Origin of the sequence: Kribbella sp. NPDC056861 (genome assembly GCF_040687575.1) — a bacterium.
Classification (GTDB): Bacteria; Actinomycetota; Actinomycetes; order Propionibacteriales; family Kribbellaceae; genus Kribbella.
Genome location: NZ_JBFBNQ010000003.1, coordinates 324,805 through 351,184 on the forward strand (window position 1 = coordinate 324,805; position 26,380 = coordinate 351,184).

The window sequence follows — 26,380 nt, forward strand, 5'->3', positions numbered from 1 at the left end:
TAGTAGTTGGTCAGGCGTCCGCGACGGTAAGGGCAGTGGCCTCGGTCTCGGAGTGGGCGGTAGGAGTGCGGAGGTGAGCCAGTGGCTTCCAGCCGGTGGCGAGGACGCCGACGGCCAGCAGTACGGCGAAAGCGCCTACGTAGAAGGGGACCTGGATGTTGATCTCCTCGCCGAGCTTCCCGGCCAGCCAGGGTGCGACCGCGCCGCCGGAGAACCGCACGAAGCTGTACGCCGCTGAGGCGGTGCCCCGCTCGACCGGCGCGGCCGCCATCACGGCCTCGGTGATCAGGGTGTTGTTGACGCCGAGGAACAGGCCGGCCACGATCACGCCGATCGCGAGTACCGGGCGGTGGTGGGCATAGATGCCCATCACGGCGAGATCGATGGCGAAGAGCAGCAGGGATGCCATCACCACCGGCAGGGTGCCGAAGCGGCGCTGAAGGCGGGGAGCGGCGAACACCGAGGTGAGCGCCAGGCCGATGCCCCAGCCGAAGAAGATCAGCCCGATCTGCCGGGCCGACATCTCCAGCGGGAACGGCGTGAACGCGAGCAGGGTGAAGAAGCCGAAGTTGTAGAGCAGGGCGGTGACGGCGACGGTGGCCAGCGAGCGGTGCCGGAGTGCCTTCAGCGGCTCGAGGATCGACGTACGCCGGGGAGCGGGCGGCGAGGCGGGCAGCAGGAACGCAGTGGCGGCGAGGGCGATCGTCATCAGGACGGCGACGCCGAAGAACGGGCCACGCCAGGAGATCGTGCCGAGCTCACCGCCGACCAGCGGGCCGGCCGCGATCCCGACGCCGAGCGCCGCTTCGTACAGGATGATCGCTTGCGCGACCGAGCCGCTGGCGGAGTTCACGATGGTGGCCAGGGCGGTGGCGATGAACAGGGCGTTGCCGAGTCCCCAGCCGGCCCGGAAGGCGACGATCATGCCGATCGAGTTCGACAGTCCGGCCAGCGCGCTGAAGACCACGATGATGGCCAGGCCGATCAGCAGGGTGCGCTTGGCGCCGATCCGGCTGGAGACCGCGCCGGTGATCAGCATCGCGACGCCGATCACGGCCATGTAGCTGGTGAACAGCAGCGAGACCTGCGACGGGCTCGCGTCCAGCTGCTCGGCGATCGGTTTGAGGATCGGATCCACCAGACCGATGCCCATGAACGCGATCACACACGCGAACGCGACGGCCCAGACGGACTTGGGTTGCTTCAGGAACGAGTTCACCGGGTGCTCTCCTCCGAGGGCTCGAGAGTGAGAATTTGGTGCATGACCGCGACCGCGGCCGTCAGGGTCTCCAGGTCGGCCGGCGGGAGTTGGCTCAGCCGGCCGGCAATGGCAGCACCGGCCTCGTGGCGGGCCCGGTTGAGCTCGTCGAGGCCGGCCGGGGTGAGGCTGATCAAGCTGGCGCGCGAGTCGGCAGGATCGGCCTCACGGCGTACCCAGCCGCTGTCTTCCTGGCGCTGGACGAGATTGGACATCGTCGGCTGCGAACACCGGTCGGCCTTGGCCAGCTCACTGATCCGAGTCGGCCCGAGCTCGTCGAGCCGCCCCATCAGCCGCATCGCCGCGTGCGGCAAGGCGCTCACATCGCGACTGGCGAGTCGGGCCAGCCGGGCCGCGGCGACGACGACGTCGACGCCGAGCTGCGAAAGATCTGTCGAAGCGGTCACGTGGAACCACATTACATAGGAATGCTATGCATATCCAGTGCTGGTGAGTCAGCTCACCAGTGCGATGGCCTTTGCGGCGTCGGCGGGGCCGTTGGCTGCGGCGTACAGCTTCTGGATCTGTACTGCGGCGTCGCGGTGGGCGGGGTTGTCGAGCATCTGGGCGGCGAGGGTCGCGAGGTTGGTGGTGGGGGTGGCGTGGCGGGCGGCGCCGAGGCGTTCGACCAGGGTGATGTTGAGGTCTTGTTCGATGTGGAGGGGGATGCCGAGGAGGGGTGTGCCGCTGGCCATGGCGGTTTGGACGCTGCCTTGGCCGGCGGTGGTGATGGCCAGGTCGACTTGGGGCATCACGAGGTGGCTGGGGAGAGTGGCCTCGATCATGACCTGGGGAGTGGCCAGGTCGGCCAGGTCGTGGATGGTGCCGGCGACCAGGATTCGTGCGTCGAGGGTGCTGAGTGCGGTGATGGCGGCGCGGACCTGGGTGGGTGGGGTGGAGGTCATCGCGAGGTAGATAGTCGGGCCTGGGCGGTTGAGGAACTGCTGGACTCGGGCGGGTAGCGGGAGGTCGAGGTGCGCGAAGAGGGGGCCGATCGCTTGCAGGCGGGAGCTGGGGCGGTAGCCGACGCTGCGGTCGGGGGTCCAGGCGGCTAGGTCGGCGGCGGGGATGCCTAGGACCTCGGGGACTTCCGGGACTAGTGAGAGGTCGCCCAGTAGGAGGGCGGAGAGGCTGGGAACGCCTTCTACGCTTAGGGATTCGGCGACGCGGTTGAAGCCTCCGCAGTACCCGGTGGTGCGGTTTGTGGTGCGGTTGATGAGGAAGCGGCTGAGCCACTGGGGAGCGCGCTTGAGGCGCGGGTCGACCGGGTGGGTCGGTGCGGGGAGGAGGCGGCGTTCGAAGACCGGTGGTACGAAGCTTCCGGCGTGTTCGGTGACCAGGTGGACGCCGGCCAGGCGGGAGGACAGCAGGGTGGTGAGGGTGAAGCCGGTGACCGCGACGGTGATGCCGTGGGTGCGGAAGTACTCGCCCTCCGTCTGCGCGTAGGACCGGAGCTCGGCGTCGTCGTACATGCTCTGGCTCGGGTCGCCCAGGCCGATCGCCGAGCTGACGAAACGCGCTGCCCGTTCCGTCGACAGGCCGGGACCCAGTACGTCGTACGGGACGCCGGCCAGGAGTCGTTCGTGCGGGCCGCCGTGGGTGGCGACGCGGACCGGCAGGCCGAGGTCGGTCAGGGCGCGATGAAGCTCGAGCATCCGCGAGGTCTCGGACAGGTAGGCGCAGTGTGGCAGTAAACAGATCACGATGTTGCCCCCTTCGATATTGATAGGTAATATATTGCCTATGTCACCACGGGACAAGACTGGGAAGCTGCTGGGGATCGGCGCGGAGTCGCAGCTGGAGCCGTCGGTCCGCGCGTTCCGGACCACGCTCACGCTGGCCCAGCGGCTGCGCTACGCGATGGACGAGCGGTTGCGCGAGGACGGCCTGACCACTCAGCAGGCCGCGCTGATCACGGTCGTCGTTGCCGCCGGCAAGCCTTCGCTCGCCGAGGCCGCGGCAGCGTTGGGCAGCACTCATCAGAACGTCGCCCAGATCGTGGCCGCCTTGGTGCGCAAGGATCTGCTGCAGGTCGAGGCGGACCCGGCCGACAAGCGGCGCAAATTGCTCTCAGCAACCAATCACAGCGCGGCTTACTGGAAGCAGCGCGACCAAGGTGACTTCGCGGCGGTGGCGGACTGGTTCGGCGATCTCACGCCGGCTGAGCTCAAGACTTTCTGCGAGCTGTCCGACCGAGTGATCGCGAGGCTGGCTGATGGTTAAAGCGGTGCTCGGGAGCACGGCCTTCTTCTTCGCGGCGCCGTGCGTGGTGGCCGGCCTGATTCCCTGGTGGATCAACGGCTGGGAAGAGCCAAGGTTTTGGCCGGCACTACTGGTGGTGATCGCCGGCGTGATCGTTGTGGTGCGTGCCTTCGTCCGCTTCGTGCGGGAAGGCCGAGGCACCCCGGCGCCGATCGCGCCGACCGAGCAGTTGGTGGTCGGCGGCGATTTCCGCTTCGTCCGCAACCCCATGTATGTCGGCGTGGTGTCGGCCGTTCTGGGCCAGGCGTTGCTCTTCCTCGATCCTCGGCTGCTCGCCTATGGGGTCGGGGCGTGGCTGGTGATGGCCTCCTTCGTCCGCTGGTACGAAGAGCCGTTACTGCGCCAGCGCTACGCCTCGCAGTACGACGAGTACCGCGAGGCCGTGCCGGCGTGGATTCCTAGGGTGCGACCGTGGCGTCGGACTGGCCGGCGCGGCTGAGCGACTCGGCGACGAAGCCACTGGCCTTCAGTTCGTCGACCAAGTTCTGAAGAAACTGGACGGTCTCCGGCCGGCGGGTCTTGGTGGTGCCAACGGCCTGCTGGATCTGCATGAAGCGTTCCTGGATCAGCCGGACGTCGGCGTTGGCCGCGACGTACTTGGTGAGCGGCTGGCGGATACCGGCGGTGGCCTCCAGGTTGTCGGCACGGAAGAGCTCGATGCCGTTGGCGCCGCGGACCAGAGTGGCGTGCTGCAGGGTGCGGGTCAGGTAGAGGTCGTAGGCCGAGCCTTGGTTGACGCCGATCCGCACGCCTGGGGCGTCCACCTCGGCGATCGTGGTGAGCGGCGAGTCCGACGGTACGGCGTACACACCTTCAATCAGGACGTACGGCGAAGTGAAGGCGACCTCTGCCGCTCGCGCCGGTTCGATCGCGAGAAAGCAGAGGTCGGCCGCACCCGACGTCATCGCCTCGAACGACTTCCGTGCCGCGTCGAAGCACAACATCTCCACCGGTACGCCGAGCCGCGCCCCGATCTCCCGGGCGAGGTCGACCGTGACGCCGGTCGGCTCGTCCGGGGTGCCCTGGGCGAGGACGACATTGCCCAGGTTGATCGAGGCACGCAGTACGCCGGTGGGGGCCAGATCCGCGGAAACAGAGGTCATGAGGCCCGAGCGTATAACCGTGCTACTTGCGCAGATCGGTGGCGATCACCCGGGCGACGTTGCGCTCGGCAAGGGCGGTGATGGTGACGAACGGGTTGACCCCGATCGACCCCGGGATCAGCGATCCGTCGGTCACGTAGAGGTTCTTGTAGCCCCGCACCCGGCCGTAGTCGTCGGTTGCCTTGCCCAGCACGCAGCCACCGAGCGGGTGGTAGCAGAAGTCCGCCGCGAACTCCCGGTTGCCACCGAACAGATCCCGCCGGTACGTCGTACCGGTCGCGCGGTTGATCCGGTCGAACAGGGCGCGGGCGGCCTTGATGGACGGGTTGCTCTGGGTCGCGGTCCACCGGAGGTCGGCCCGGTCGGTGCGTGAGTTGTAGCTGAAGCGCCCGCGCTCGGGGTTGACCGTGATCGCCAGGTAGAGGCTGGCCCAGGTCTCGATGCCGACCGGCAGTGGCGCGATCTCCGCGAACGCGGGATGGATCGGGTCGTCCCAGTTGTCGATGGCAAGCGTCGGGATGGTGGACTGGAGGAAACCGGTCGGGTCCCACAGGTGGTTGGCCCGCGACGTCATCACGTTGCCGTTGGTGCCCCAGCCGCTGCCGATCGCCGCGGAGAGGTTGGGCAGGGCATCGGTTTCGCGGGCCCGGAGCAACAGTTCGGTGGTGCCGAGACTGCCGGCGCCGAGGAACAGGTGCTTGCAGCCGAGCTCCCGGCGGTCCAGCTGCTTGCCTTTGGCATCGATTCGCTCGATGGTGAGGACGTAGCCGGAGCGGTCCTGGCGGATCGCGGTGACCCGGGTGAGGGTCTGGATGGTCACCTTGCCGGTGCCGACCGCGTTGGCCAGATAGGTCTTGTCGAGGCTCTGCTTGCCGTGGTTGTTGCCGTAGATGACCTCGCCGGCCAACGCGGACCGGGGTACCTCGCGACGCTCTTCGCGTTGCAGGTAACGGAAGTCGTAGACGTTCGGGACCACGGTGGTCTTGAAGCCGGCTTGGTGCGCGTGCCGCCGGGAGACCCGGGCATAGCGGTAGACCGGGGTCTTCTCCAGGTAGCGCGGGTCGATCGTGTTGACGCCGAGCATCCGGTTGGCCAGCGGGAAGTAGCGCTGGTACATCTGCTGGGCGTCGACCTGGGGCAGCACCTTCTCGAAGTACGAGCGGCGTGGGGTCGGGGCCATTCCGCCGTTCACCAGCGAGCCGCCGCCGACTCCGCGGCCGACGTAGACGCCCATGTTCGGGAAGTCGACCCGGTCGAGCACTCCGGCGTACGGCGTACCGATGTCGCGGTTGACCACGTCGAGCCACAGGAAGGTGTCGAGCGGCGCCTTGGTGCGGCGGTTGAACCACATCGAGCGGGAGTCAGGGCTGAGGGTGGAGCAAAAGACTTTGCCGTCCTTGCCGGGTTTGTTCCACAGTTGACCCATTTCCAGCATCGTCGTGCTGATCCCGGCCTCGCCGAGTCGCAGCGCGGTGACGGCCGAGCCGTAGCCGGTGCCGATCACGACGGCGGGGACGAAGTCGCGCTGGGCCGGGGTGGCGGCGGTCGCGGCGCGGTCGGTGGTGATCTTGGTGAGGCCGAGGGCGGCCGCGGAGGTGAAGGCGGCCAGGCCGGCGAAGCGGCGGCGGGACATAACGGACGGATGGTTCTCGAAAAGGCGCATCGACGCACCGTAGTGGCTCGGACGCCTGGAGTGACAGGGCAGGTGAGCAGCGTCACGCAGACAAGCGTGCAGCCCTGCAAAGTTGCAGTAATAACAATTTGCACGGACTGCAAGTTTGAGTATCGTGGAGCCCGTGATCGAAACAGAGGACAGCGCTCCGGCGCCCGGCCGGCGTGAGCGCAAGAAGCGTGAGACGCGGGCAGCGCTGATCGCGGCCGCGCTCCGGCTGGCCGTCGAGAAGGGCCCGGACGACGTCACCGTCGAGGAGATCAGCGAGGCCGCGGACGTCTCGGTGCGGACCTTCTTCAACTACTTCCCGAAGAAGGAGCACGCGATCCTGGGGCGCGACCCCGAGGAGACCGAGCGGGCCGTCCGGCGGGTGCGGGAGGCGCCGGCCGAGCTGTCGCCGCTGGGCGTGATGCGGGTGGTGCTGTCCCAGGCGCTCGACGACCTGGACAACGTGGACGACCACGAGAGCTCGATCGCCCAGCGGATCGGCCTGATCATGCGGTCGCCGGCGCTGCTGGCGCAGTTCGTCATGCTCGGCGCGGAGGACGAGCGGTTGCTCGCCACCGCGCTGGCCGAGCGGATGGGCGTGCCCGCCCCGGCGGTGCTGCCGTCGCTCGTCGTCGCCGCCAGCACGCTGGCCGTGCGGGTCGCGATGGAGCAGCGCAAGAGCGGCTCGGACCGCCCGCTGCGGGAGCTCGTCGACGAGGCGTTCACGCTGCTGGCCGACGGCCTCGATCGCAGCTACGACCGGACCGGGAGCAGCGCGCCCGGCACACCTGAAGATTCCGATGAGAAGGGTCAAGCATGACAGCGACCGACGCGGCGGCCGAACCGATCGCCCAGCTCACGCCGCGGCAGACGGTACAGGCCATCTCCGGCTTGATGATGGGCATGTTCGTGGCCATCCTGGCCGGCACCGTGGTGTCGACCGCACTGCCACGGATCATCAGCGACCTCGGGGCGAGCCAGTCGTCCTACACCTGGGTCGTCACCCTAGAGCTGCTCGCGATGACGGCCACCGTGCCGTTGTGGGGCAAGCTCGCCGACCTCTACAACAACAAACTGCTGGTCCAGCTCTCGCTCGGGTTCTTCGTGATCGGCTCGCTGGTGGCCGGTTTCGCGCCGAACATCGAGGTGCTGCTGGGCAGCCGGGTGCTGCAGGGTCTCGGCGCCGGCGGCCTGACCGCGCTGGTGCAGATCGTGATGGCGGCGATCATTCCGCCGCGCGAGCTCGGCCGGTACTCCGGCATCTTCGGCGCGATCTTCGCCTCGGCCACCGTCGGCGGACCGTTGCTGGGCGGCTTCCTGGTCGACTCGCCGCTGGGCTGGCGGGCCTGCTTCCTGGTCGGCGTGCCGTTCGTACTGGCCGCGATCGTGCTGCTGCAGCGCACGCTGAAGCTGCCGACCGTACGCCGGGACGTGAAGATCGACTGGTGGGGCGCGTTCCTGATCACCGCCGGTGTCAGCACGCTGCTGGTCTGGTCGTCCTTCGCCGGCAGCAGGTTCGACTGGGTCTCCGGCTGGAGCTTCCTGCTGGTCGGCGCGGCGCTGGTCGCGCTGTTCGCCGCGGTGATGGTCGAGCGCCGGCACCCGGAGCCGATCATCCCGATGGACCTGTTCCGCAACCGCACGGTGACGCTGTCGATCGTGGCCAGCGCGCTGGTCGGGGTGGCGATGTTCGGCGGATCGGTGTTCCTGGCGCAGTACTTCCAGATCGCGCAGGGCTACTCGCCGACCAAGGCCGGCCTGATGAGCCTGCCGATGATCATCGGCATGATGGTCGCCTCGACGATCGCGGGTGGGCTGATCACGAAGTACGGGAAGTGGAAGGTCTACCTGGTCGTCGGCAGTGTGCTGCTGCCGATCGGGCTGGCGTTGTTCGGCACGATCGACGCGCACACCTCGAAGTACCTGCTGTGGGCGTTCATGATCGTGCTCGGTGTCGGCATCGGCCTGGTGATGCAGAACCTGGTGCTCGCCGCGCAGAACGACGTACCGGCGCGTGAGCTCGGCGCAGCCACCTCGGCGGTGAGCTTCTTCCGCAGCATGGGCGGCACCATCGGCGTCAGCGTGCTCGGCGCGGTGCTGGCCAACAAGGTCACCGAGACGCTGAACCCGGGCGGCGCCTCGTCCGGTGGCAGCAACGCAGTACCGAATCTCTCGGAGCTGCCCGAAGCCGCTCGCACCGTGGTCGAGAACGCGTACGGCGCGGCGACGGCCGACCTGTTCATGATGTCGGTGCCGTTCGCGGTGCTGGCGCTGGTCGCCGTCGTCTTCATCAAGGAGAAGCCGCTGCAGACCACCTCAGGCGCCGAACGCCGCGCCCACGAGGAGGCCGCCGAGAAGCTCAGCGGCGTCCAGGACGAATGACGATGCCCTGATGGAGACCTGCAATGGACCACGAAGCCAAGCGTGCTCGACTCGAAAGGGTGGTGGCCACGCTCGTCGGTGAGCGTCTGGTCGGCATCACCTACTCCGACCTCCCCGCCGAGCCGCCCTGGGCGAGGGGGTGGGACTTCGGTGACTGGCACCACGCGGTGATGGGAGTGAATCTCGTTCTCGAGAGTGGACCCGCGTCGATTACCTGGACCGATACCTTCGAGCCTTATGGCTTGGAGGTCTTCCGGGCGCCATTGGCCATCACCTTCGTCTCGCAGGACTACTCACATGTGGATACCTGGGACGCCGGAAACCATCCGGAGTGGAGAGGGCGAATCGGCGCTTCGATCTCGGCCGCATCGTTGTCTTGGTTACATGTCGAGACGGGCCCGGCCTGCCGCGTCAGTGACGGGGTGCAAGTTAGAGACGGGTACGAGGTTGACATGCCGGTGGGGCTGCGGCTGGACTTCGGGGCGGCGGGTGCTCGTCCGGTCTGGTTCGTGGCGGCCGTGCCGAACATCGATGAGCCCGACGAAGCACAGGTCGGCTGGGACGAGATCATGGTCGTGTTCGCCGCCGACAAGCTGCGACGGCTCAACTTCACCGACCAGCCGTTCCTCGCCGGGTCGGACAGCCCTGAGGTGCCACGATGAAGGAGACACCATGCTCGTAGCGTTCTCGGTCGCGCCCGCGGTTTCGACCCAGGAGGACGGGTCCGTGTCGGACGCCGTCGCCGCTGCCGTTCGGGTCGTGCGTGAGTCAGGGCTGCCGAACCAGACGGATTCGATGTTCACCACCTTGGAGGGCGAGTGGGACGAGGTGATGGCGGTGGTGAAGCAGGCTGTCGAGGCCGTCGCCGCGGTCTCGCCTCGGGTCAGTCTGGTGTTGAAGGCTGATATCCGGCCCGGGTACACGGGGCAACTCGCCGCCAAGGTGGAGCGGATCGAGCAGGCGCTCGCCGACTGATCAGTGGCTGTTGAGGGCCTGGACGGTCTCGGCGTACCGGCCTTCGCGCTCGGCTTTGCGGAGGAAGCCGACCCGCTGGACGGTGACCTCGGTGACGTCCGGCTGGTCGGTGAGGATGCTGATCGTCTCGTCCAGGTACTCGTCCAGCGGCATCGCGCGCTCGTCGTTCTGCTGGCCCATCAACGCTGTCTGTACGGCCGGCGGGATCACCTCGATCACCTGGACGCCGGTGCCGGCCAGCTGGATCCGCAGGCTCTGCGTGTAGCTGTGGATGGCGGCCTTCGTCGCGTTGTACGTCGGCGTGAGCACCAGCGGGACGAACGCGAGTCCGGACGAGACGGTCAGGATCGCCGCGTCCTGCTTCGCCTTGAGATACGGCGTGAACAAAGCCAGGGTGCGGATCGTGCCGAGCAGGTTCGTGGTGATGATCGCCTCGGCGGTCGGCAGGTGGCCGGGGTCCAGCAGGTTCTCGGGGCGCATGATCCCGGACATCGTCAGGATCGCGTTCAGTTCCGGGTACTGCGTGGTCACCTGGTCGTAGGCCGCCTGGATCGAGGCGGGGTCGTCCACGTCGAGGACGACCGTGCCGATCCCCGGGTGCTCGGTGGCGATCTGGTCGAGCAGCTCCTTGCGCCGGCCGCCGACGACCACCTTGTTGCCCAGGGCATGGAATTTGAGGGCCAGCCCGAGCCCGAGACCCGAGGTGCCACCGGTGACGAAGATCGTGTTGCCTGTCGTTTTCATGGCTCCAGCCTCGGCCGGATCGCGGTCGGCAACCAGGCTCGGTTCAGCCACTGCTCGACAGGCAGTGGCTAACGACCAGGACTGCTGAACAATGGGGAGCATGGACTACGTGGAACTGTCGGACTTCCTGCGCAAGCGGCGCGAGGCGTTGCAGCCCGAGGATCTCGGCCTGCCGCGCGGTCGCCGCCGCCGTACGCCGGGCCTGCGGCGCGAGGAGGTCGCCGCGCTCGCTGTGATGTCGGCCGACTACTACAGCCGGCTCGAAGGCGGCCGTGGCCCGCAGCCGTCGATGGAGATGCTCGCCGCGATCGCTCGCGCGCTGCGCCTGACGCTGGACGAGCGGGATCACCTTTACGTCCTCGCGGGGCACGGCGTACCGCCGCGGCTGGGTGGCAGCGACCACGTGAATCCCGGGCTGCTGCGGATCATGGACCGCCTCGTCGACACCCCTGCCCAGGTGATGAACCGGCTCGGCGAGACCCTGGTGCAGACCGCGATGGACGTCGCCTTCGAAGGCGAGCTGACGAACTTCGAGGGACTCGAGCGAAGCGCCGCCTATCGCTGGTTCATGCTCGAGGGCGAACGCGACCGGTACGCCGATGACGAGATCCGCGCCAACCACAGCCGGGTGATGGTCTCCGGGATGCGCTCCGTGCACGCCACCGACGGCGACAACTCCCGGGCCGGCACCATCGTGCGCGCCCTGCTGGAGGGCAGTCCGGAGTTCAAGCGGCTCTGGGAGGCACACGAGGTCGGCATCAGGCATGTCGGTACCAAGGGGTTCCTGCATCCGGCCGTCGGCAAGCTGGAACTCCATTGCCAGGTCCTCGACGACCAGGAACAACAGCAGTCCCTGTTGGTCTTCACGGCGACTCCCGGATCGGAGAGCGCCGAGAAGCTCGCGTTGCTCGCCGTGCTCGGGCAGGAGAGTGACTTCGCCACCAGCTGAGTCTGAGAATACGCATTCTGGACTGGGCGGTCGGGAACGACGGGAAACTGAAAGACTTTTCGGAAAGGGCTTGCTGAAGTCTTTACGGGCGTTTGAGTGTGGGTTAATTTAAGCCCTGAATTCGAACCCTGCGTAATACCACGCTCACTGAGGGGATCCGCCCAATGCCCGCTCGGAAGCTGTTGCCTGCCCTGAGAAATGCCGCTGCCGGCCTTGCGTCCGGCGCGTTGCTGCTGGCTGTTGCCGCCCCGGCGCCGGCCTCGCCGGTCCAAGTCGAGGATGGCGCGACACCGGCGTACAAGGACTCGACGCAGCCGGTGAAGGTCCGCGTGCAGGATCTGCTGGCGCGGATGACGCTGGACGACAAGCTCGGCCAGATGATCCAGGCCGAGCGGCTGGGGATCACCGAGCCGGCCGACGTCGCGACGTACCGGCTGGGGTCGTTGCTGTCCGGCGGTAGCTCGCAGCCGACGCCGAACACGCCGCAGAGCTGGGCCGACATGTACGACGGGTTCCAGCGAACCGCGTTGTCGTCGCCGCTCGGGATCCCGTTGATCTACGGTGTCGACGCGGTGCACGGGCACAACGGCGTGAAGGGCGCGACGATCTTCCCGCACAACATCGGGCTGGGCGCGACCCGCGATCCGGTGCTGGCGGAGAGGATCGGCGAGGTCACCGCCCAGGAGGTGGCCGGCACCGGGATCGACTGGAACTTCGCGCCCTGCCTGTGTGTGGTGCGCAACGACCGCTGGGGCCGTACCTACGAGTCGTTCGGCGAGTTGCCGATGCTGGCCCGGACGATGGCGCCGATCATCAACGGCATGCAGGGCGAGTCCCTGTCGGATCCCGGCTCGGTGCTCGCGACCGCCAAGCACTACGTCGGCGACGGCGGCACGGTCGGCGGCAAGGACCAGGGCGAGACGAACATCAGCGAGGCCGAGCTGCGCGCGATCCACCTGCCGCCGTTCAAGGAGGCGGTCCGGCGCGGCGTCGGCTCGGTGATGATCTCGTACAGCAGCTTCAACGGCGTCAAGCTGCACGCCGGCAACTACCTGATCAAAGACGTGCTGAAGGGCGAGCTCGGCTTCGACGGCATCGTCGTGTCGGACTACAACGGGATCGACAAGATCGACGGCCAGCCGGGCTTCACGCCGGCCGAGGTGACGGCGTCGATCAACGCCGGCATGGACATGGTGATGGTGCCGTTCGCCTGGAAGCAGTTCATCGACACGCTGCGGGCCGAGGTGCAGGCCGGCCGGATCCCGGTGGCGCGGATCGACGACGCGAACCGGCGGATCCTGACCAAGAAGTTCGAGCTCGGCCTGTTCGAGCACCCCTTCACCGACCGCAGCCTGACCAGCACCATCGGCAGCCAGGAGCACCGCGACCTGGCCCGGCAGGCGGTCCGGCAGTCCCAGGTGCTGCTGAAGAACCAGGGCCGGATCCTTCCGCTGGCCAAGGGCAACCAGAAGATCTTCGTGGCCGGCAAGAACGCCGATGACATCGGCAACCAGTCCGGCGGCTGGACCGTCGGCTGGCAGGGCGCGAGTGGCCCGGTCACCCCCGGAACCACCATCCTGGAAGGGATCCGGCACTCCGTCCAGCCGTCCACGACCGTTGCCTATAGCAAGGATGGTGACGGCGTCGACGACTCGTACGACGTCGCGGTCGCGGTGATCGGCGAGACCCCGTACGCCGAGGGCCGTGGTGACCGGCCCGGCGCGATGGGCCTGGACCAGGCCGATCTCGACACGCTGGCCCGGTTGAAGGCGACCGGCGTACCGGTGGTCGTGGTGCTGGTCTCCGGTCGTCCCCTCGACATCGCCGCCCAGCTGCCGGACTGGGCCGGGCTGGTCGCGGCCTGGCTGCCGGGCTCCGAGGGACAGGGCGTCGCCGACGTGCTGTTCGGCGACTACCGGCCGACCGGACAGTTGCCGGTGACCTGGATGAGGAGCGCCGCGCAACAACCCATCAACGTCGGCGACGGGCAGACGCCGCTGTTTCCGTTCGGATACGGACTTCGCTATCGCCCCTAAGCAGTACTTCACGAAAGGACCCGCCCCCACATGCACCTGGTCCGCAAGAGCATCATCGCCCGACTACTCGCCCTCGCCCTGATCGGCTGCCTGACCCTGACGTCAGGCAGCGCGTTCGCCCGGGTGACCCAACCCGACGAGGTGACCCAGGCCGACAAGGTGGCCGCCACCTTCAAGGTGCTCGCCTTCTACAGCGGCACCTTCGACGCCGCGCACATCGACTTCCAGAAGGAGGCCAGGGAACGGTTCCCCGCGTTCGGGGCCCAGAACGGCTTCACCTACGAGCAGACGAACAACTGGGACCGGCTGAACAACCTGACCAAGAACGACGCCCAGGTGGTGCTGTTCCTGGACGACTCGCCGCACAGCACGGCCCAGCGCACCGGCTTCCAGCGGTACGTCGAGAGCGGTGGCGGGTTCCTCGGGTTCCACGTCGCCAACTACAACGACGCCTCCGGCGGCTGGCCGTGGTTCAACAACACCCTGCTCGGTACCGGCCGGTTCAGCACCAACACCTGGCTGCCGACCGCGACCACGCTGCGGACCGAGAACCGCTCGCACCCGTCCCTGGTGAACACCGGTGCGACCTTCCGGTCGTCGGTCAGCGAGTGGTACAGCTGGCAGAACGACCTGCGGACCAACCCGAACATCCAGGTACTGGCCTCGATCGACCCGTCCGGCTTCCCGGTCGGCACCTCGCAGGTCTGGACCGGCGGCTACTACCCGATCATCTGGACCAACAAGAACTACAAGGTGATCTACGCCAACTTCGGCCACAACGCGATGAACTACCAGACCAACACCCGGACCTCGTCGACCTTCGACAGCCCGGCGCAGAACCAGTTCCTGATGGACGCCCTGAAGTGGCTCGGCGGTGGCGGCACGACCGTCCCGCCGGTCGACCAGCCGGACGCGAGCAAGTGGTACACGGCCGCCAACAAGGCCAACGGCAAGTGCATCGACGCCCGCGCCGCCGGCACCGCCAACGGCACGGTCGTCCAGCAGTACAGCTGCAACAGCTCGCTGGCTCAGCAGTTCCAGTTCCAGCCGACTTCGGACGGCTTCAGCCGGGTCAACAACCGCAACGACGCCACCAAGGTGATCGACGTGACGGGTGTCTCCCAGGCCGACAACGCCGGCCTGCAACTGTGGGCCTACAGCAACGGAAACAACCAGCAGTGGCAGGCGGTCTCCGAAGGCAGCGGGTACTTCCACTTCGTCAGCCGACTGAGCGGCAAGTGCCTGACCGTCCCCGGCGGCTCCACCGCCGACAGTGTCCAGTTGGTCCAGCTGACCTGCAACAACTCCGCTACGCAGTCGTTCCAGCTCGTCGGCTGAGGTAGAAGGCGAAGGCAGCGGTCGGGATGAACATCACGATGCCGTAGACGGCGACCGGGATGGACATCTCGCTGTTGTTCAGCAGGGAAGGGCTCAGCGCGATGGTGAGCGCCAGGGTGGCGTTGTGGATGCCGATCTCCATCGAGCACGCGATGGACTGGCGCTCACCGAGCTTGGCCAGCTTCGGTACGACGTACCCGAGGGCGAGGCTGAGGACGTTGAGCAGTACGGCGACCAGGCCGACGGCGGCCAGGTAGTCGAGGAAGTTGGCGCGCTCGGTGTAGATCGCGGCGAAGATCACCAGGGCCAGTACCAGGATCGAGCCGAGCTTCACCGGGCGCGCCATCTGCTGCGCGAAACCTGGTTTCTTGTTGCGTAGCAGCATTCCGAGCGCGACCGGGACCAGTACGATCGCGAACACCTGCAGCATCTTGGCTGGTTGCAGGCCGATCTGGCCGTCGCCGAGGAAGTGGTTCAGGGACAGGTTGACGACGATCGGCAGGGTGATCACCGCGAGCACCGAGTTGACCGCGGTCAGCGTCACGTTGAGCGCGACGTCGCCGCCGGCGAGGTGGCTGAAGAGGTTCGCGGTGGTGCCGCCGGGGGAGGCGGCCAGCAGCATCATCCCGACCGCCAGCGCGGGCGCCAGGTCGAACACCTTGACCAGGCCGAAGCAGATGGCCGGCAGCAGCAGCACTTGGGTGCCCAGCGCAACCAGGACGGCGCGGGGCATCTTCAGCACCCGGGTGAAGTCGGCGACGGTCAGCGTCAGCCCGAGGCCCAGCATGATGATCGCCAGCGCGATCGGCAGCAGGACCGAGGTGAGCACGGAGTCGTTCATGGGCGGCTCCCTAGGAAATGGATGCTCAGAGTGACAGTGCCCGAGGGTCTCGGCAAGAGGTTGCCTTCTGTATTACGTTGCCTCGCATGAAGACCCTGCGCATCGCCGCACTCGCGGCCGGAGTCCTGCTCGCCACGACCCAGCTTGTGCCGGCCCAGGCGGTCGGGCAGCACGGACCGAAGTACCAGTGGGAGGTGAAGCCGACCGGGAGCACGTCGCAGTTCCGCGGCCTCGCCGCCGTCAGCAAGGACGTGGCGTGGGTGGCCGGGAGCAACGGCCAGGTACTGCGGACGCTGGACGGCGGCAAGAAGTGGCAGAACGTGAGCCCGCCGGGGCAGACGCTGCTGTTCCGCGATGTCGAGGCGTTCGACGCGAAGCGGGCCGTCGTACTGGCGATCGGCAACGGCGAGGACTCGCGGATCTTCCGGACCGCGGATGGTGGCAAGACGTGGGCGGAGGCGTTCCGCAACACCGACCCGGTGGCTTTCTACGACTGCCTGGACTTCAACAACTCGCGCAACGGCTTGGCGCTGAGCGACCCGGTGGACGGGAAGTTCCGGATCGCGGCAACCTCTGACGGCGGCAAGTCGTGGAAGGTGCAGCCGACCAAGGGGATGCCGGCCGCGTTGCCGGGGGAGTTCGCCTTCGCGGCGAGCGGGACCTGCCTGGTGGCCGGCGCCGGTCGTACTGCGTGGTTCGCGACCGGCGGTGGTGACCGGCCGCGGGTGTTCCGTACGTACGACGGTGGCCGCTCGTGGAAGGTGACCGACTCCCCGATGGGCAGCGGCGAGGCGGCCGGGATCTTCAGCCTGAGCTTCCGCAACCAGTTGCACGGAGTGGCGGTCGGTGGTGACTTCGCGACCGAGGGCGACGCGGTGAAGGGTGCGTCGTACACGTCCGACGGCGGCCGGAGCTGGAAGTTGGTGCCGGCCGACAAGGCGCCGAAGAAGTACCGCAGCGGCTCGGCGTACGTGCCGGGGACGGCCAAGACGTTCCTCGCGGTCGGCCCGACCGGCAGCGACGTGAGCGTGGACGGTGGGCGGAGCTGGACGCAGTTCGACAGCGGCAACTACGACAGCGTCGAGTGCGTGGGGCACGGTCGCCAGGCCGGTTGCTGGGCCTCGGGTGCCAAGGGCCTGGTCTCGCGACTGTCCGTCACCCGCTAATTCAGTCGGGCGACACCCGCAGGTCGTGCGGGTGTCGCCTGGTTACGGCCAGGATGGGTGCATGCGAAAACTTCCTACCCGGTTGCTGATCACTTTCGCGGGGTTGCTGATGGTGCTGCCGACGGCGGCCGCCGCCACCTCCCAGGGCAACGACCGGCCGGACCGGCCGGGGCAGCCGCTCAGGGTGCTGACCTACAACATCCACCACGGCGCCGGCACGGACGGCGTCCTGGATCTCGAGCGGATCGCCAAGGTGATCGAGAACTCCGGGGCCGACCTCGTCGGGCTGCAGGAGGTCGACAACCACTGGAGCGAGCGCAGTAACTGGGTGAACCAGTCGGCCTGGTTCGCGGCCCGGCTGAAGATGCACTACGCCTACGCGGCGAACCTGGACCTGCCGCCGCTGAACCCGGGGGAGCCGCGCCGGCAGTACGGCACGGCGGTGCTGTCGAAGAACCCGATCAAGGACTTCAAGAACACGCTGCTGCCGCTCTACCCGACCGGTGAGCAGCGCGGTCTGTCGGTGGCCGCGATCAAGATCCGCGGCGTCTACCTGCGGCTGGCCAACACGCACCTGACCTCGAACAACAACGCCGAGCGGCTCGAGCAGGCCAAGAAGGTGGTCGAGCTGCTCGACAACTCGAAGCTGCCGACCATCCTGGTCGGCGATCTCAACGCCCGGCCGGACGCACCCGAGATCGGCACCCTGACGAAGGTCTGGCGTGACACCTGGGCCGAGGTCGGCGTCGGCCCGGGGTACACGATCGAGGCGGACAACCCGACTGCACGGATCGACTACCTGCTGCACACCCGGCAGGGGATCGAGTCGCTGTCATCCGCGGTGATCAGCACCAACGGGTCCGACCATCTGCCGGTCGTTGCCACGTACAACCTTCGGTAGCTCCGGCCCTTTCACTCGATCGGCGTCCACCCACAAGGGTGGGCGCCGATTTTCGTGCGCGTGAATTACAAGCTTGTAGTTTGTCAAGCCGACACGCAGGTGCAACAAAGTTATTCGTGTGAAGGGTGTTCCCAATGGGGCTGGAGGCAACTAGTGTCGCGTATGTGGTCCAGATGGACCAAAAGGACATGAGCCCTGGGGAAGGGGTTCGTGACTGGCGGAAGGAAGAACCCGATGCGTCCATTGGCTTCAGGGGTGCTCGCGGTCTCTCTGATCGGCACCATGGGTCTGATCGCGGTACCGGCGCAGGCCGACCCCAAGCCGCCGGTCATTCCGTCGCAGTCGACCGTGGACGCCGCCCGCAAGGCCGCTGCCGCGAAGGCCGCTCAGGTGGCCGGGATCGAGCAGCAGCTCGCCGGCGCCAGCGCCCGGCTCGAGCAGCTCGGGCTTCAGTCGGCCAAGGCCGGCGAGCTCTACAACGGCGCGATGTACCGGCTCCAGCAGGCGAAGGCCGAGGCCAAGGCCGCCGCGGATCGGGCTGACAAGGCGGAGACGACGCTGGCGGTCCAGCGACAGCAGATCGGTCGCTTCGCGGCCGCGTCGTACCAAGGTGGCGGTGACCTGGCGAAGATCGGCCCGCTGTTCAGCGCGGACGGTCCGCAGCAGCTGCTCGACTCCGCCGGCGCGATGCGCTCGGTGTCGCAGGCGATGCAGGGCTCGTACCTCCGGTACACCGCGAGCCAGGTGGTCACCAACGCGTTCAAGCTGCAGAAGGACCAGGCCGTCACCAAGGTGAAGGCGGCGTCCGACGAGGCGGCCCAGGCCAAGAAGGCCGCAGAGGCGGCTGAGGCCGAGCAGCGGGCTGCGGTCACGGCGATCGCAGTACAGCGCAAGCAGCAGATCGCGCTGCTGGCGACGCTGCGCAACACGTCCGTCCAGGTGGCCGATCAGCGGCAGCGTGGACTCGAGGAGCTGGCCCGGCAGCGGGCCGCGGCGCTGGCCGCGAAGAAGGCCGAGGAACTGCGTCAGCGGATCGCCGCGCGGGAAGCCCGGGAGGCCCGCGAGGCCGCCGCGCGGCAGGCCCGGGAGGACCGCGAGGAGGCGGCCCGGCAGGCTCGCGAGGACAAGAGCGACAAGAACAGCAGCAAGAAGACGCCGAAGAAGCACCGGCCGTCCAAGGGTGGCGGCACGAAGAAGGACGATGGTGGCTCCGGGCGCAACTCGCGCGGCGCCCGAGCCGCTATCGACTTCGCCCTCTCCCAGCTGGGCGACCCCTACGTCTGGGCGGCGACCGGCCCGAACTCCTGGGACTGCTCCGGCCTGACGATGGGCGCGTGGAAGCGGGCCGGCGTCCAACTGCCGCACTACAGCGTCGCGCAGTACGAGCAGACCAAGCACATCTCCGAGGACGAGCTGCGGCCCGGCGACCTGATCTTCTGGTCCGAGCGCAGCGGCGACCCGGGCTCGATCTTCCACGTCGCGATGTACCTCGGCGGTGGCCGGATGGTGCACGCGCCCCGGACCGGCCGACCGGTCACGATCGACAGCATCTACTACTGGGAGGACCCGGACTTCTTCGGCCGGCCCTGATCTGCCGGGCCGCGTGAGGCAGCTCATCTCCCCGAACGACTAGACCAGCCGATCCGCCGTCGGCGTGCAGGACGGTTCCAGTGTCGAATCCTTTGCGCAGCAGGTCAATGATCGCCACCGCGATGTCATTGGTGGTCGGCAGGCGCCGTACCGTCGCGGCCGACCCGGTCCCGGTGAACACCACCGAGCCACCCAGTACGCCGTACGCCGCGCCCCCGGTCGAGCGGACCTCCGTCGCCGATCGCGGCGCGCCGTACTCACTAATCAGCTGGTAACCGGTCCACGACAAACCGCTCGGTCCGGTGAGCCGGACCGAGCGGGACTTACCGACTGCTCAGTGGCCTTCGGTCTTCAGGCGCTCGAAGGAGGCGGTGACCTCGGCCTCGGCGTCGGCGCGGCCGACCCAGCTGGCGCCCTCGACGGACTTTCCCGGCTCCAGGTCCTTGTAGACCTCGAAGAAGTGCTGGATCTCCAGCCGGTCGAACTCCGGCACGTGGTGGATGTCGCGCAGGTGCTCCTGCCGCGGGTCACCGGCCGGGACGCAGAGGACCTTGTCGTCCGGGCCCTTCTCGTCGGTCATCCGGAACATGCCGATCGCCCGGGCCTTGATCAGGCAGCCGGGGAAGGTCGGCTCGCTGAGCAGCACGAGGGCATCCAGCGGATCCCCGTCCTGGCCCAGGGTGTCCTCGATGAACCCGTAGTCGGAGGGGTACTGAGTGGCCGTGAACAAGGTCCGGTCGAGACGCAACCGGTTCGTCTTGTGGTCCAGCTCGTACTTGTTGCGGGTGCCCTTGGGGATCTCGATGAAGACGTCGAACTCCATACGGCAGATACTGTCACGGTTCCGACCGATGAAATGACAGGAGAAGCCAGGTGGCTCGTCCTCCGCGTGCGGTGTTCGTCACGCTGCTGACTGCCGGAGTGCTCGCTGGACTGGTCGGCAGTGCGCAGGCAGTGCCCTCCTCGTCGCAGAAAGCAGCCGGTACTACGGACGCCCCGGCCGTGCTGGAGCCTGCCGAGCCGGCGGGTGTCGCGCCGACCGCTGCCGGAGTACAGAAGGCTCTGGCGGCCGCACTGTCCCACCCCTCGCTCGGGAAACACTTCGGTGTCTACGTGTACGACGCCTCGCGGGGCAAGCCAGTCTTCTCCACCGGTACTGCGAAGCCGTTCATCCCCGCGTCGACCATGAAGCTGCTCACCACCGTCTCGGCGCTGGAGACCCTCGGACCGGAGCACCGGTTCGCCACGAAGGTCGTCCGGTCAGGCAACTCGATCGTGCTGGTCGGCGGCGGCGACCCACTGCTGGTCACCAAGCGGCCGACGGACCCGCTGGACTTCCCGACCCGCGCCTCGCTCCAGGACCTGGCCATCGGTACTGCGAAGGCGCTCCGCGGCGCCGGGGTGGCCAGCGTCACCCTCGGGTACGACGCGACGCTGTTCACCGGCCCGGCCGCCAACCCCAAGTGGGAGCCCAACTACCTCACCGAGGGCATCGCTGCTCGTACCTCGGCGCTCTGGGTGAACGAGGGACGGCTGTCACCCGGCATGGCCAAGCGGGCCGACTCCCCGGCGCTGGCTGCTACTACGGCGTTCGCTGCCCAGCTGCGGGCGCTGGGGATCAAGGCGACCGTCGGGACGGCCCTCAAGGCGCCGGCAGGCGTAGAGGCGATCGCCCAGGTGGATTCGCCGACCCTCGGGGACATCGTCGAGTACGTGAACCTGCACAGCGACAACGACGGCGCCGAGGTGCTGCTGCGGCACGTCGGGCTGGCGACCAAGAACGGCGGCTCCTACACCGGTGGGGTGGCCGGGCTGCGCTCTACTCTCACCGAGCTGGGGCTGGACGTCAGCAAGGCGCGATTCGAGGACGGTAGCGGCCTGTCTCGCACCAACCAGGTGCCGCTCGACGTACTGGCTGGGGCTGTCCGGGTGGCGACTGCGGAGGACAAGCCGCAGTTGCGACACCTCCTGACCGGGCTGCCGGTCGCAGGCTTCAACGGGAGCCTCGCGCGGCGCTTCGTCGGGCCGGCATCGGCTGCAGGCACCGGGATGGTCCGGGCGAAGACAGGCACCCTCACCAACGTCCACTCGCTGGCCGGCTACGCCCGTACCAAGTCGGGGACGCTGCTGGTCTTTGCCGTGGCCACTGACAGCTCCCCGGCGCCCCTGGCGTTGGAGGCCCGCGCTGCTCTGGACCGGGCGACAGCTGCCCTCGCCGCCTGCGGCTGTTAAGCAGGCGCATGTTGGAACATGCCATTAGGGTCGATGTATGAGTACGGCTGAAGGTAGTAGTACTGCGACCGAGATGGTCGACTGGCAGCTGGCGATCGGGGTGGCGCGCAAGCTGCTCCGGCCGGGGCCGGCGGTCAGTCGCGCCGAGGCGGACCAGGTGGTCACCGAGTTGCGGCAGTTCGCGGCGGAGTCCGAGCACCACGTGCGCGACTTCACCGGGTTGCAGGCGACCTCGGCCACCGCTCCGGTGGTGATCGTGGACCGCCCGGGCTGGGTGCAGGCGAACGCCGACGGCTTCCGGACCGTGCTGCAGCCGCTGGCCGACAAGCTGCGGGAGAAGCAGGAGCGCACCGGCGGGCTGTCGTCCGCTGTCGGCTCCCGGGTCACCGCGATCGAGGCGGGCGCGCTGCTGGCCTTCCTGTCGTCCCGGGTGCTGGGGCAGTTCGACCCCTTCTACCCGGCGGTGCCGGACCCGACTCGCCCCGACCTGACCGGGCGGCTGCTGCTGGTCGCGCCGAACGTGATGCACGTGGAGTCCGAGCTGGGCGTGGTACCGCGGGACTTCCGGTTGTGGGTGTGCCTGCACGAGGAGACGCACCGGGTCCAGTTCACCGCCGTACCGTGGCTGCGGGATCACCTGCGGCAGGAGATCTCGCTGTTCCTGGACCAGGCGGAGCTGGACGCATCGGCGTACGCGGCGATGTTCCGGGAGGCGGTGCAGCGGCTCGGGCGGTCGGTGAAGGGCGAGGCCGAGCTGAGCCTGGTCGACCTGATGCAGTCGCCGGAGCAGCGCGCGGTGCTGGACCGGCTGACCGCGGTGATGTCGCTGCTCGAGGGGCACGCGGACTTCGTGATGGACGGCGTCGGGCCGAGCGTGATCCCGACCGTCGACACGATCCGCTCCAAGTTCACCTCGCGCCGGACCGGTGGCAACCCGGTCGACCAACTGCTGAAGAAGCTGCTCGGGCTGGACGCGAAGATGCGGCAGTACCAGGACGGCGCGGCCTTCGTCCGCCGGGTGGTCGACCGCGTCGGGATGGACGGCTTCAACCGGGTCTGGACCGGCCCCAACACGCTCCCCACCAAGCACGAGATCGCCAACCCCGATGCCTGGATCACCAGACTCCACGGCTGAACGGCGAGGGAAGCTACATCCTGCTGTCGCGCGGGTGCGGGAGGCCGTCCGCGCGGGGCTGGGCGACTTGCCGCGGGGGAGCACCGTGCTGGTTGCCTGCTCCGGCGGTGCGGACAGCTTGGCGTTGGCTGCGGCGGTTGCGTTTGAAGCGCCCAAGCTCGGCCTGACGGCCGGGGCTGTGGTGGTCGACCACGGGCTCCAGACGGGCTCCGACAAGACTGCTGAGACGGCAGCCGAGCAGTGCAGAGGTCTGGGGCTGGAGCCGGTCCAGGTGCGTGCAGTGGAGGTCGGCACCGACGGCGGCCCCGAGGGTGCCGCCAGGACCGCCCGGTACGACGCACTGCGGGATGCTGCCGACCAGCTGGGCGCAGACGTCGTCCTGCTGGCTCACACCCGGGATGACCAGGCAGAGACGGTCCTGCTGGGGCTCGCAAGGGGTTCGGGGGCCCGCTCGCTCGCCGGGATGGCAGCGGAGGCGGGACTGCTCAGGCGCCCGCTACTGGAGGTCTCCCGCAGTACGACGGCCGCCGCGTGCATCGCGTCCGGTCTGAGGCCCTGGCATGACCCGCACAACGACGATCCGAAGTACCGGCGGGTGCGGGTGCGCCACGAAGTGCTGCCGGTGCTGGAGGAGGCGCTGGGCCCGGGCGTGACCGAAGCCCTCGCCCGTACTGCGGGACTGCTGCGCGCCGACGCGGACGCGCTCGACGTACTGGCGGCTGACCTGGCAGAGACCGCTGTCCAGCACGACAAGACAGAGGTGGTCTGCGACATCGCAGTACTGGCCGATGAGCCGCCCGCGCTCCGCACCCGCGTACTGCGGCAGGCCGCGCTTGAAGCCGGTTGCCGCGCCAATGACCTCAGTGCCGGCCACATCGCGGCCGTCGACGCGCTCGTCACCGACTGGCGCGGGCAACGCTGGATCGACCTCCCGCAAGGCGTCCGAGCCGTTCGCAGGGGCGGATTCCTCGTCTTGGGGAGTGATGTGTCAGGCTGACACCGTGGACGCGTCGGACATCGAGAAGGACCTGGCCCAGATTCACTTCACCGAGGAGCAGATCCAGGCGAAGCTGAAGGAACTGGCCCTGCGGATCGAGCAGGACTACGAGGGCAAGGACCTGTTGCTGGTCGGCGTCCTGCGGGGCGCCGTGATGGTGATGGCCGATCTGGCCCGCTCGTTCAGCCGGCACGTCGAGATGGACTGGATGGCAGTCTCCTCTTACGGCTCGGGAACGAAGTCGTCCGGGGTGGTCCGGATCCAGAAGGACCTGGACACCGACATCACCAACCGGCACGTGCTGATCGTCGAGGACATCATCGACACCGGGCTGACGCTGACCTGGCTGGTCAGCAACCTGCAGTCCCGCCAGCCGGCCTCGGTGGAGATCTGCACCGCGTTCCGCAAGCCGGACGCGGCCAAGATGGCGGTCCCGGTCAAGTACGTCGGCCTGGAGCTGCCGGACGAGTTCGTGGTCGGCTACGGCCTCGACTACGCGGAGAAGTACCGCAACCTGCGCTGCGTGGCGACGCTCGCCCCACACGTGTACTCCTGACCTGCTTCCCGGCCGGTCGGTGGGCTGACCTGTCAGGGACTTGGTGACAGGCTGTAGACAGGGTCGTACCGTCGTTCGGTGACCCTCGTGGTGGGCACGCTTGCCCGACACGAGACACTTGGACTGGTATTACCGTCACAAGCCCGTTTCCGGGGCCTGCTGAGCTAGGAGGGACGGGGCGCCTGCCCTGATCATGGACGTGAAGCGCATCTTCCGCGGACCCCTGTTCTGGATCGTCATCGCCTTCTTGGGCGTACTGGTGATCGGACAGCTCCTGACCGGCTCGTCCGGGTACAAGACCGAGCCCACCGGCAGGGTGGTGCAACTGATCACGCAGGCCGCCGGGGCCAGTGACAAGTCGATCAAGACGGTCACCCTGATCGACCCGGATCAGGAGATCCGGATCGAGAAGACCGACGGCACCAAGGTCAAGGCGCACTGGGTGGACGGCCAGGGCAACGCCCTCGGCGGCGACCTCCAGAAGCTGTTCCAGGACGGCAAGATCGAGAAGTACGACGTGGAGAACCCGAAGCCGAGCTTCATCGGCCAGGTCTTCTCGACGCTGATCCCGTTCCTGCTGATCGCGGTCGTCTTCATCTTCTTGATGAACTCGATGCAGGGCGGCGGCTCGCGGGTGATGAGTTTCGCCAAGTCGAAGGCGAAGCTGGTCACCAAGGACACCCCGAAGACGACCTTCGCGGACGTGGCCGGGGCCGACGAGGCGATCGAGGAGCTCAGCGAGATCAAGGAGTTCCTGCAGGAGCCGGGCAAGTTCCAGGCGGTCGGGGCGAAGATCCCCAAGGGCGTGCTGCTCTACGGCCAGCCCGGTACCGGCAAGACGCTGCTGGCCCGCGCGGTCGCCGGTGAGGCCGGCGTGCCGTTCTACTCGATCTCCGGCTCGGACTTCGTCGAGATGTTCGTCGGTGTCGGCGCCTCCCGGGTCCGCGACCTGTTCGAGCAGGCCAAGACGAACGCCCCGGCGATCATCTTCATCGACGAGATCGACGCCGTCGGCCGGCACCGCGGTGCGGGTCTGGGCGGTGGCCACGACGAGCGCGAGCAGACCCTGAACCAGTTGCTGGTCGAGATGGACGGCTTCGACGTCCGCGGCGGCGTGATCCTGATCGCCGCGACCAACCGGCCGGACGTGCTCGACCCGGCGCTGCTGCGGCCGGGCCGGTTCGACCGGCAGATCCCGGTCGACGCGCCGGACCTGCCGGGCCGCGACAAGATCCTGAAGGTGCACGCCCGCGGCAAGCCGATGTCGGACGACGCGGACCTGACCGCGGTGGCCCGCCGGACCCCTGGCTTCACCGGCGCCGACCTGGCCAACGTGCTGAACGAGGCGGCGCTGCTGACCGCCCGGCTGAACAAGAACCAGATCGACAAGTCGGCCCTGGACGAGGCGATCGACCGCGTGATCGCGGGACCGCAGCGCCGCAGCCGGCTGATGTCGGACAAGGAGAAGGTGCTGACGGCGTACCACGAGGGCGGTCACGCCCTGGTCGCCGCCGCGCTGCCGCACTCCGACCCGGTGCACAAGGTGACGATCCTGCCGCGCGGTCGCGCGCTGGGATACACGATGGTGCTGCCGGACGAGGACAAGTACTCCACCACCAGGTCGGAGATGCTGGACAAGCTGGCCTACATGCTCGGTGGCCGCGCCGCCGAGGAGATGGTCTTCCACGACCCGACCACCGGCGCCAGCAACGACATCGAGAAGGCCACCGCGCTGGCCCGCGCGATGGTCACGCAGTACGGGATGACCGAGCGGCTGGGCGCGATCAAGTTCGGCTCCGACTCCGGTGAGCCGTTCCTGGGCCGCGACCTGGGCAGCCAGCGCAACTACTCCGAGGAGATCGCCGCGGCGGTCGACGAGGAGGTCGGCAAGCTGATCCTGAACGCGCACCAGGAGGCCTTCGACATCCTGGGCGAGAACCGCGCGGTGCTGGACAGCCTGGTCGAGGAGCTGCTGGAGAAGGAGACCCTGGACAAGGCGGAGATCGCCCGGATCTTCGAGCCGATCCAGAAGCGCGAGCTGCGGCCGGCCTGGACCGGGTCCTCGACCCGGATCCCGTCCCAGCAGCCGCCGGTGATGCCGCTGCCGCGGGGCGAGCAGAACGGCTCGCTCCAGGACGTCATCCCCGGTGGATCGATCGGACCGGACGAGGCCGCCAAGGGCCCGAACTACGGCGGCGGGCCGACCCCACCCGTCGAGTGACACCCAGCTGACGCCGATGCCCCGGATTCCTCAC

General features: G+C 68.1%; 26 protein-coding genes. 18 read left to right on the top strand and 8 right to left on the bottom strand.

Annotated features, from left to right (window positions below):
- Positions 1-10: 10 nt before the first annotated feature.
- Genes AB0P21_RS15295 through AB0P21_RS15305 form a run of 3 tightly spaced genes read right to left on the bottom strand, consistent with a single transcriptional unit; the run spans position 11 to position 2,961 of the window.
- Positions 11-1,219, bottom strand: coding sequence for an MFS transporter (locus AB0P21_RS15295; RefSeq protein WP_363697044.1), 1,209 nt, complete (start codon positions 1,217-1,219; stop codon positions 11-13).
- Complete coding sequence (locus AB0P21_RS15300) at positions 1,216-1,665, bottom strand: MarR family winged helix-turn-helix transcriptional regulator (protein ID WP_363697045.1); 450 nt, start codon at positions 1,663-1,665, stop codon at positions 1,216-1,218. The genes AB0P21_RS15295 and AB0P21_RS15300 overlap by 4 nt, the downstream gene beginning before the upstream one ends.
- A gap of 48 nt (positions 1,666-1,713) precedes the next feature.
- Entirely contained in the window at positions 1,714-2,961 is a 1,248-nt protein-coding gene (locus tag AB0P21_RS15305; protein WP_363697046.1) for a nucleotide disphospho-sugar-binding domain-containing protein, read from the bottom strand.
- Positions 2,962-3,001: 40 nt separating this feature from the next.
- On the opposite strand from AB0P21_RS15305, the gene AB0P21_RS15310 reads away from it, so the two are divergent.
- Together AB0P21_RS15310 and AB0P21_RS15315 are read left to right on the top strand one after the other, a co-directional pair.
- Positions 3,002-3,481: a MarR family transcriptional regulator gene (locus AB0P21_RS15310; protein ID WP_363697048.1), complete on the top strand. Its 480-nt coding sequence runs from the start codon at positions 3,002-3,004 to the stop codon at positions 3,479-3,481.
- Positions 3,474-3,959, top strand: a complete 486-nt coding sequence (locus AB0P21_RS15315) for an isoprenylcysteine carboxylmethyltransferase family protein (protein WP_363697050.1) — start codon at positions 3,474-3,476, stop codon at positions 3,957-3,959. The genes AB0P21_RS15310 and AB0P21_RS15315 overlap by 8 nt, the downstream gene beginning before the upstream one ends.
- On the opposite strand, the gene AB0P21_RS15320 is transcribed toward AB0P21_RS15315, so the two are convergent.
- Both AB0P21_RS15320 and AB0P21_RS15325 read right to left on the bottom strand, forming a co-directional pair.
- On the bottom strand, positions 3,919-4,623 hold the full coding sequence (locus tag AB0P21_RS15320; RefSeq protein ID WP_363697051.1) for a transporter substrate-binding domain-containing protein: 705 nt from the start codon (positions 4,621-4,623) through the stop codon (positions 3,919-3,921). The two genes, AB0P21_RS15315 and AB0P21_RS15320, sit on opposite strands and share 41 nt — an antisense overlap.
- A gap of 22 nt (positions 4,624-4,645) precedes the next feature.
- Complete coding sequence (locus AB0P21_RS15325; protein ID WP_363697052.1) at positions 4,646-6,286, bottom strand: GMC oxidoreductase; 1,641 nt, start codon at positions 6,284-6,286, stop codon at positions 4,646-4,648.
- A gap of 133 nt (positions 6,287-6,419) precedes the next feature.
- Here AB0P21_RS15325 and AB0P21_RS15330 point away from each other — a divergent pair, with 133 nt between their 5' ends.
- The 4 genes from AB0P21_RS15330 to AB0P21_RS15345 are packed head-to-tail and all read left to right on the top strand — an operon-like array spanning position 6,420 to position 9,640.
- Complete coding sequence (locus tag AB0P21_RS15330) at positions 6,420-7,103, top strand: TetR family transcriptional regulator (protein ID WP_363697053.1); 684 nt, start codon at positions 6,420-6,422, stop codon at positions 7,101-7,103.
- Complete coding sequence (locus AB0P21_RS15335) at positions 7,100-8,665, top strand: MDR family MFS transporter (RefSeq protein WP_363697055.1); 1,566 nt, start codon at positions 7,100-7,102, stop codon at positions 8,663-8,665. Before AB0P21_RS15330 ends, AB0P21_RS15335 begins: the two co-directional genes overlap by 4 nt.
- A gap of 23 nt (positions 8,666-8,688) precedes the next feature.
- Positions 8,689-9,327, top strand: a complete 639-nt coding sequence (locus AB0P21_RS15340; RefSeq protein ID WP_363697056.1) for a hypothetical protein — start codon at positions 8,689-8,691, stop codon at positions 9,325-9,327.
- Positions 9,328-9,337: 10 nt separating this feature from the next.
- Positions 9,338-9,640 (top strand): thiamine-binding protein, encoded by a 303-nt coding sequence (locus AB0P21_RS15345; RefSeq protein ID WP_363697058.1) that lies wholly within the window; start codon positions 9,338-9,340, stop codon positions 9,638-9,640.
- On the opposite strand, the gene AB0P21_RS15350 is transcribed toward AB0P21_RS15345, so the two are convergent.
- The gene (locus AB0P21_RS15350; protein WP_363697059.1) at positions 9,641-10,384 is read right to left on the bottom strand and encodes an SDR family NAD(P)-dependent oxidoreductase; all 744 of its coding nucleotides are present in this window, start codon (positions 10,382-10,384) and stop codon (positions 9,641-9,643) included.
- Between the two features lie 100 nt (positions 10,385-10,484).
- Here AB0P21_RS15350 and AB0P21_RS15355 point away from each other — a divergent pair, with 100 nt between their 5' ends.
- From AB0P21_RS15355 to AB0P21_RS15365, 3 genes are all read left to right on the top strand, one after another.
- On the top strand, positions 10,485-11,333 hold the full coding sequence (locus tag AB0P21_RS15355) for a helix-turn-helix transcriptional regulator (RefSeq protein WP_363697060.1): 849 nt from the start codon (positions 10,485-10,487) through the stop codon (positions 11,331-11,333).
- Positions 11,334-11,497: 164 nt separating this feature from the next.
- Positions 11,498-13,369: a glycoside hydrolase family 3 N-terminal domain-containing protein gene (locus AB0P21_RS15360; protein WP_363697061.1), complete on the top strand. Its 1,872-nt coding sequence runs from the start codon at positions 11,498-11,500 to the stop codon at positions 13,367-13,369.
- 30 nt (positions 13,370-13,399) lie between these two features.
- Complete coding sequence (locus AB0P21_RS15365; protein ID WP_363697063.1) at positions 13,400-14,707, top strand: ThuA domain-containing protein; 1,308 nt, start codon at positions 13,400-13,402, stop codon at positions 14,705-14,707.
- Here AB0P21_RS15365 and AB0P21_RS15370 read toward each other — a convergent pair.
- Positions 14,679-15,548 (bottom strand): bile acid:sodium symporter family protein, encoded by an 870-nt coding sequence (locus AB0P21_RS15370; RefSeq protein ID WP_363697064.1) that lies wholly within the window; start codon positions 15,546-15,548, stop codon positions 14,679-14,681. The two genes, AB0P21_RS15365 and AB0P21_RS15370, sit on opposite strands and share 29 nt — an antisense overlap.
- 86 nt (positions 15,549-15,634) lie before the next feature.
- Between AB0P21_RS15370 and AB0P21_RS15375 the strand changes: the two genes are divergently transcribed.
- The 4 genes from AB0P21_RS15375 (at position 15,635) to AB0P21_RS15390 (ending at position 19,480) form a co-directional block, all read left to right on the top strand.
- Entirely contained in the window at positions 15,635-16,714 is a 1,080-nt protein-coding gene (locus AB0P21_RS15375; protein ID WP_363697066.1) for an oxidoreductase, read from the top strand.
- Positions 16,715-16,775: 61 nt separating this feature from the next.
- Positions 16,776-17,615, top strand: a complete 840-nt coding sequence (locus AB0P21_RS15380; RefSeq protein ID WP_363697067.1) for an endonuclease/exonuclease/phosphatase family protein — start codon at positions 16,776-16,778, stop codon at positions 17,613-17,615.
- A gap of 234 nt (positions 17,616-17,849) precedes the next feature.
- On the top strand, positions 17,850-19,205 hold the full coding sequence (locus AB0P21_RS15385) for a C40 family peptidase (protein ID WP_363697069.1): 1,356 nt from the start codon (positions 17,850-17,852) through the stop codon (positions 19,203-19,205).
- A gap of 80 nt (positions 19,206-19,285) precedes the next feature.
- A complete protein-coding gene (locus AB0P21_RS15390; RefSeq protein ID WP_363697071.1) occupies positions 19,286-19,480 on the top strand; it encodes a hypothetical protein in 195 nt (64 codons plus the stop codon).
- A gap of 59 nt (positions 19,481-19,539) precedes the next feature.
- On the opposite strand, the gene AB0P21_RS15395 is transcribed toward AB0P21_RS15390, so the two are convergent.
- On the bottom strand, positions 19,540-20,028 hold the full coding sequence (locus tag AB0P21_RS15395) for an inorganic diphosphatase (protein ID WP_363697072.1): 489 nt from the start codon (positions 20,026-20,028) through the stop codon (positions 19,540-19,542).
- Positions 20,029-20,078: 50 nt separating this feature from the next.
- Between AB0P21_RS15395 and dacB the strand changes: the two genes are divergently transcribed.
- The 5 genes from dacB to ftsH all read left to right on the top strand — a co-directional run bounded on the left by dacB (position 20,079) and on the right by ftsH (position 26,346).
- Positions 20,079-21,437 carry a D-alanyl-D-alanine carboxypeptidase/D-alanyl-D-alanine-endopeptidase gene (dacB, locus tag AB0P21_RS15400; protein WP_363697074.1) on the top strand — a complete coding sequence of 453 codons (1,359 nt, stop codon included), beginning with the start codon at positions 20,079-20,081 and terminating at the stop codon, positions 21,435-21,437.
- A 37-nt stretch (positions 21,438-21,474) separates the two neighbouring features.
- A complete protein-coding gene (locus AB0P21_RS15405; protein ID WP_363697076.1) occupies positions 21,475-22,572 on the top strand; it encodes a zinc-dependent metalloprotease in 1,098 nt (365 codons plus the stop codon).
- A 34-nt stretch (positions 22,573-22,606) separates the two neighbouring features.
- Entirely contained in the window at positions 22,607-23,569 is a 963-nt protein-coding gene (tilS, locus tag AB0P21_RS15410; protein WP_363697077.1) for a tRNA lysidine(34) synthetase TilS, read from the top strand.
- A 4-nt stretch (positions 23,570-23,573) separates the two neighbouring features.
- Positions 23,574-24,125 carry a hypoxanthine phosphoribosyltransferase gene (gene hpt / locus AB0P21_RS15415; protein WP_363697079.1) on the top strand — a complete coding sequence of 184 codons (552 nt, stop codon included), beginning with the start codon at positions 23,574-23,576 and terminating at the stop codon, positions 24,123-24,125.
- A 190-nt stretch (positions 24,126-24,315) separates the two neighbouring features.
- On the top strand, positions 24,316-26,346 hold the full coding sequence (ftsH, locus tag AB0P21_RS15420; RefSeq protein ID WP_363698426.1) for an ATP-dependent zinc metalloprotease FtsH: 2,031 nt from the start codon (positions 24,316-24,318) through the stop codon (positions 26,344-26,346).
- Positions 26,347-26,380 lie beyond the last annotated feature (34 nt).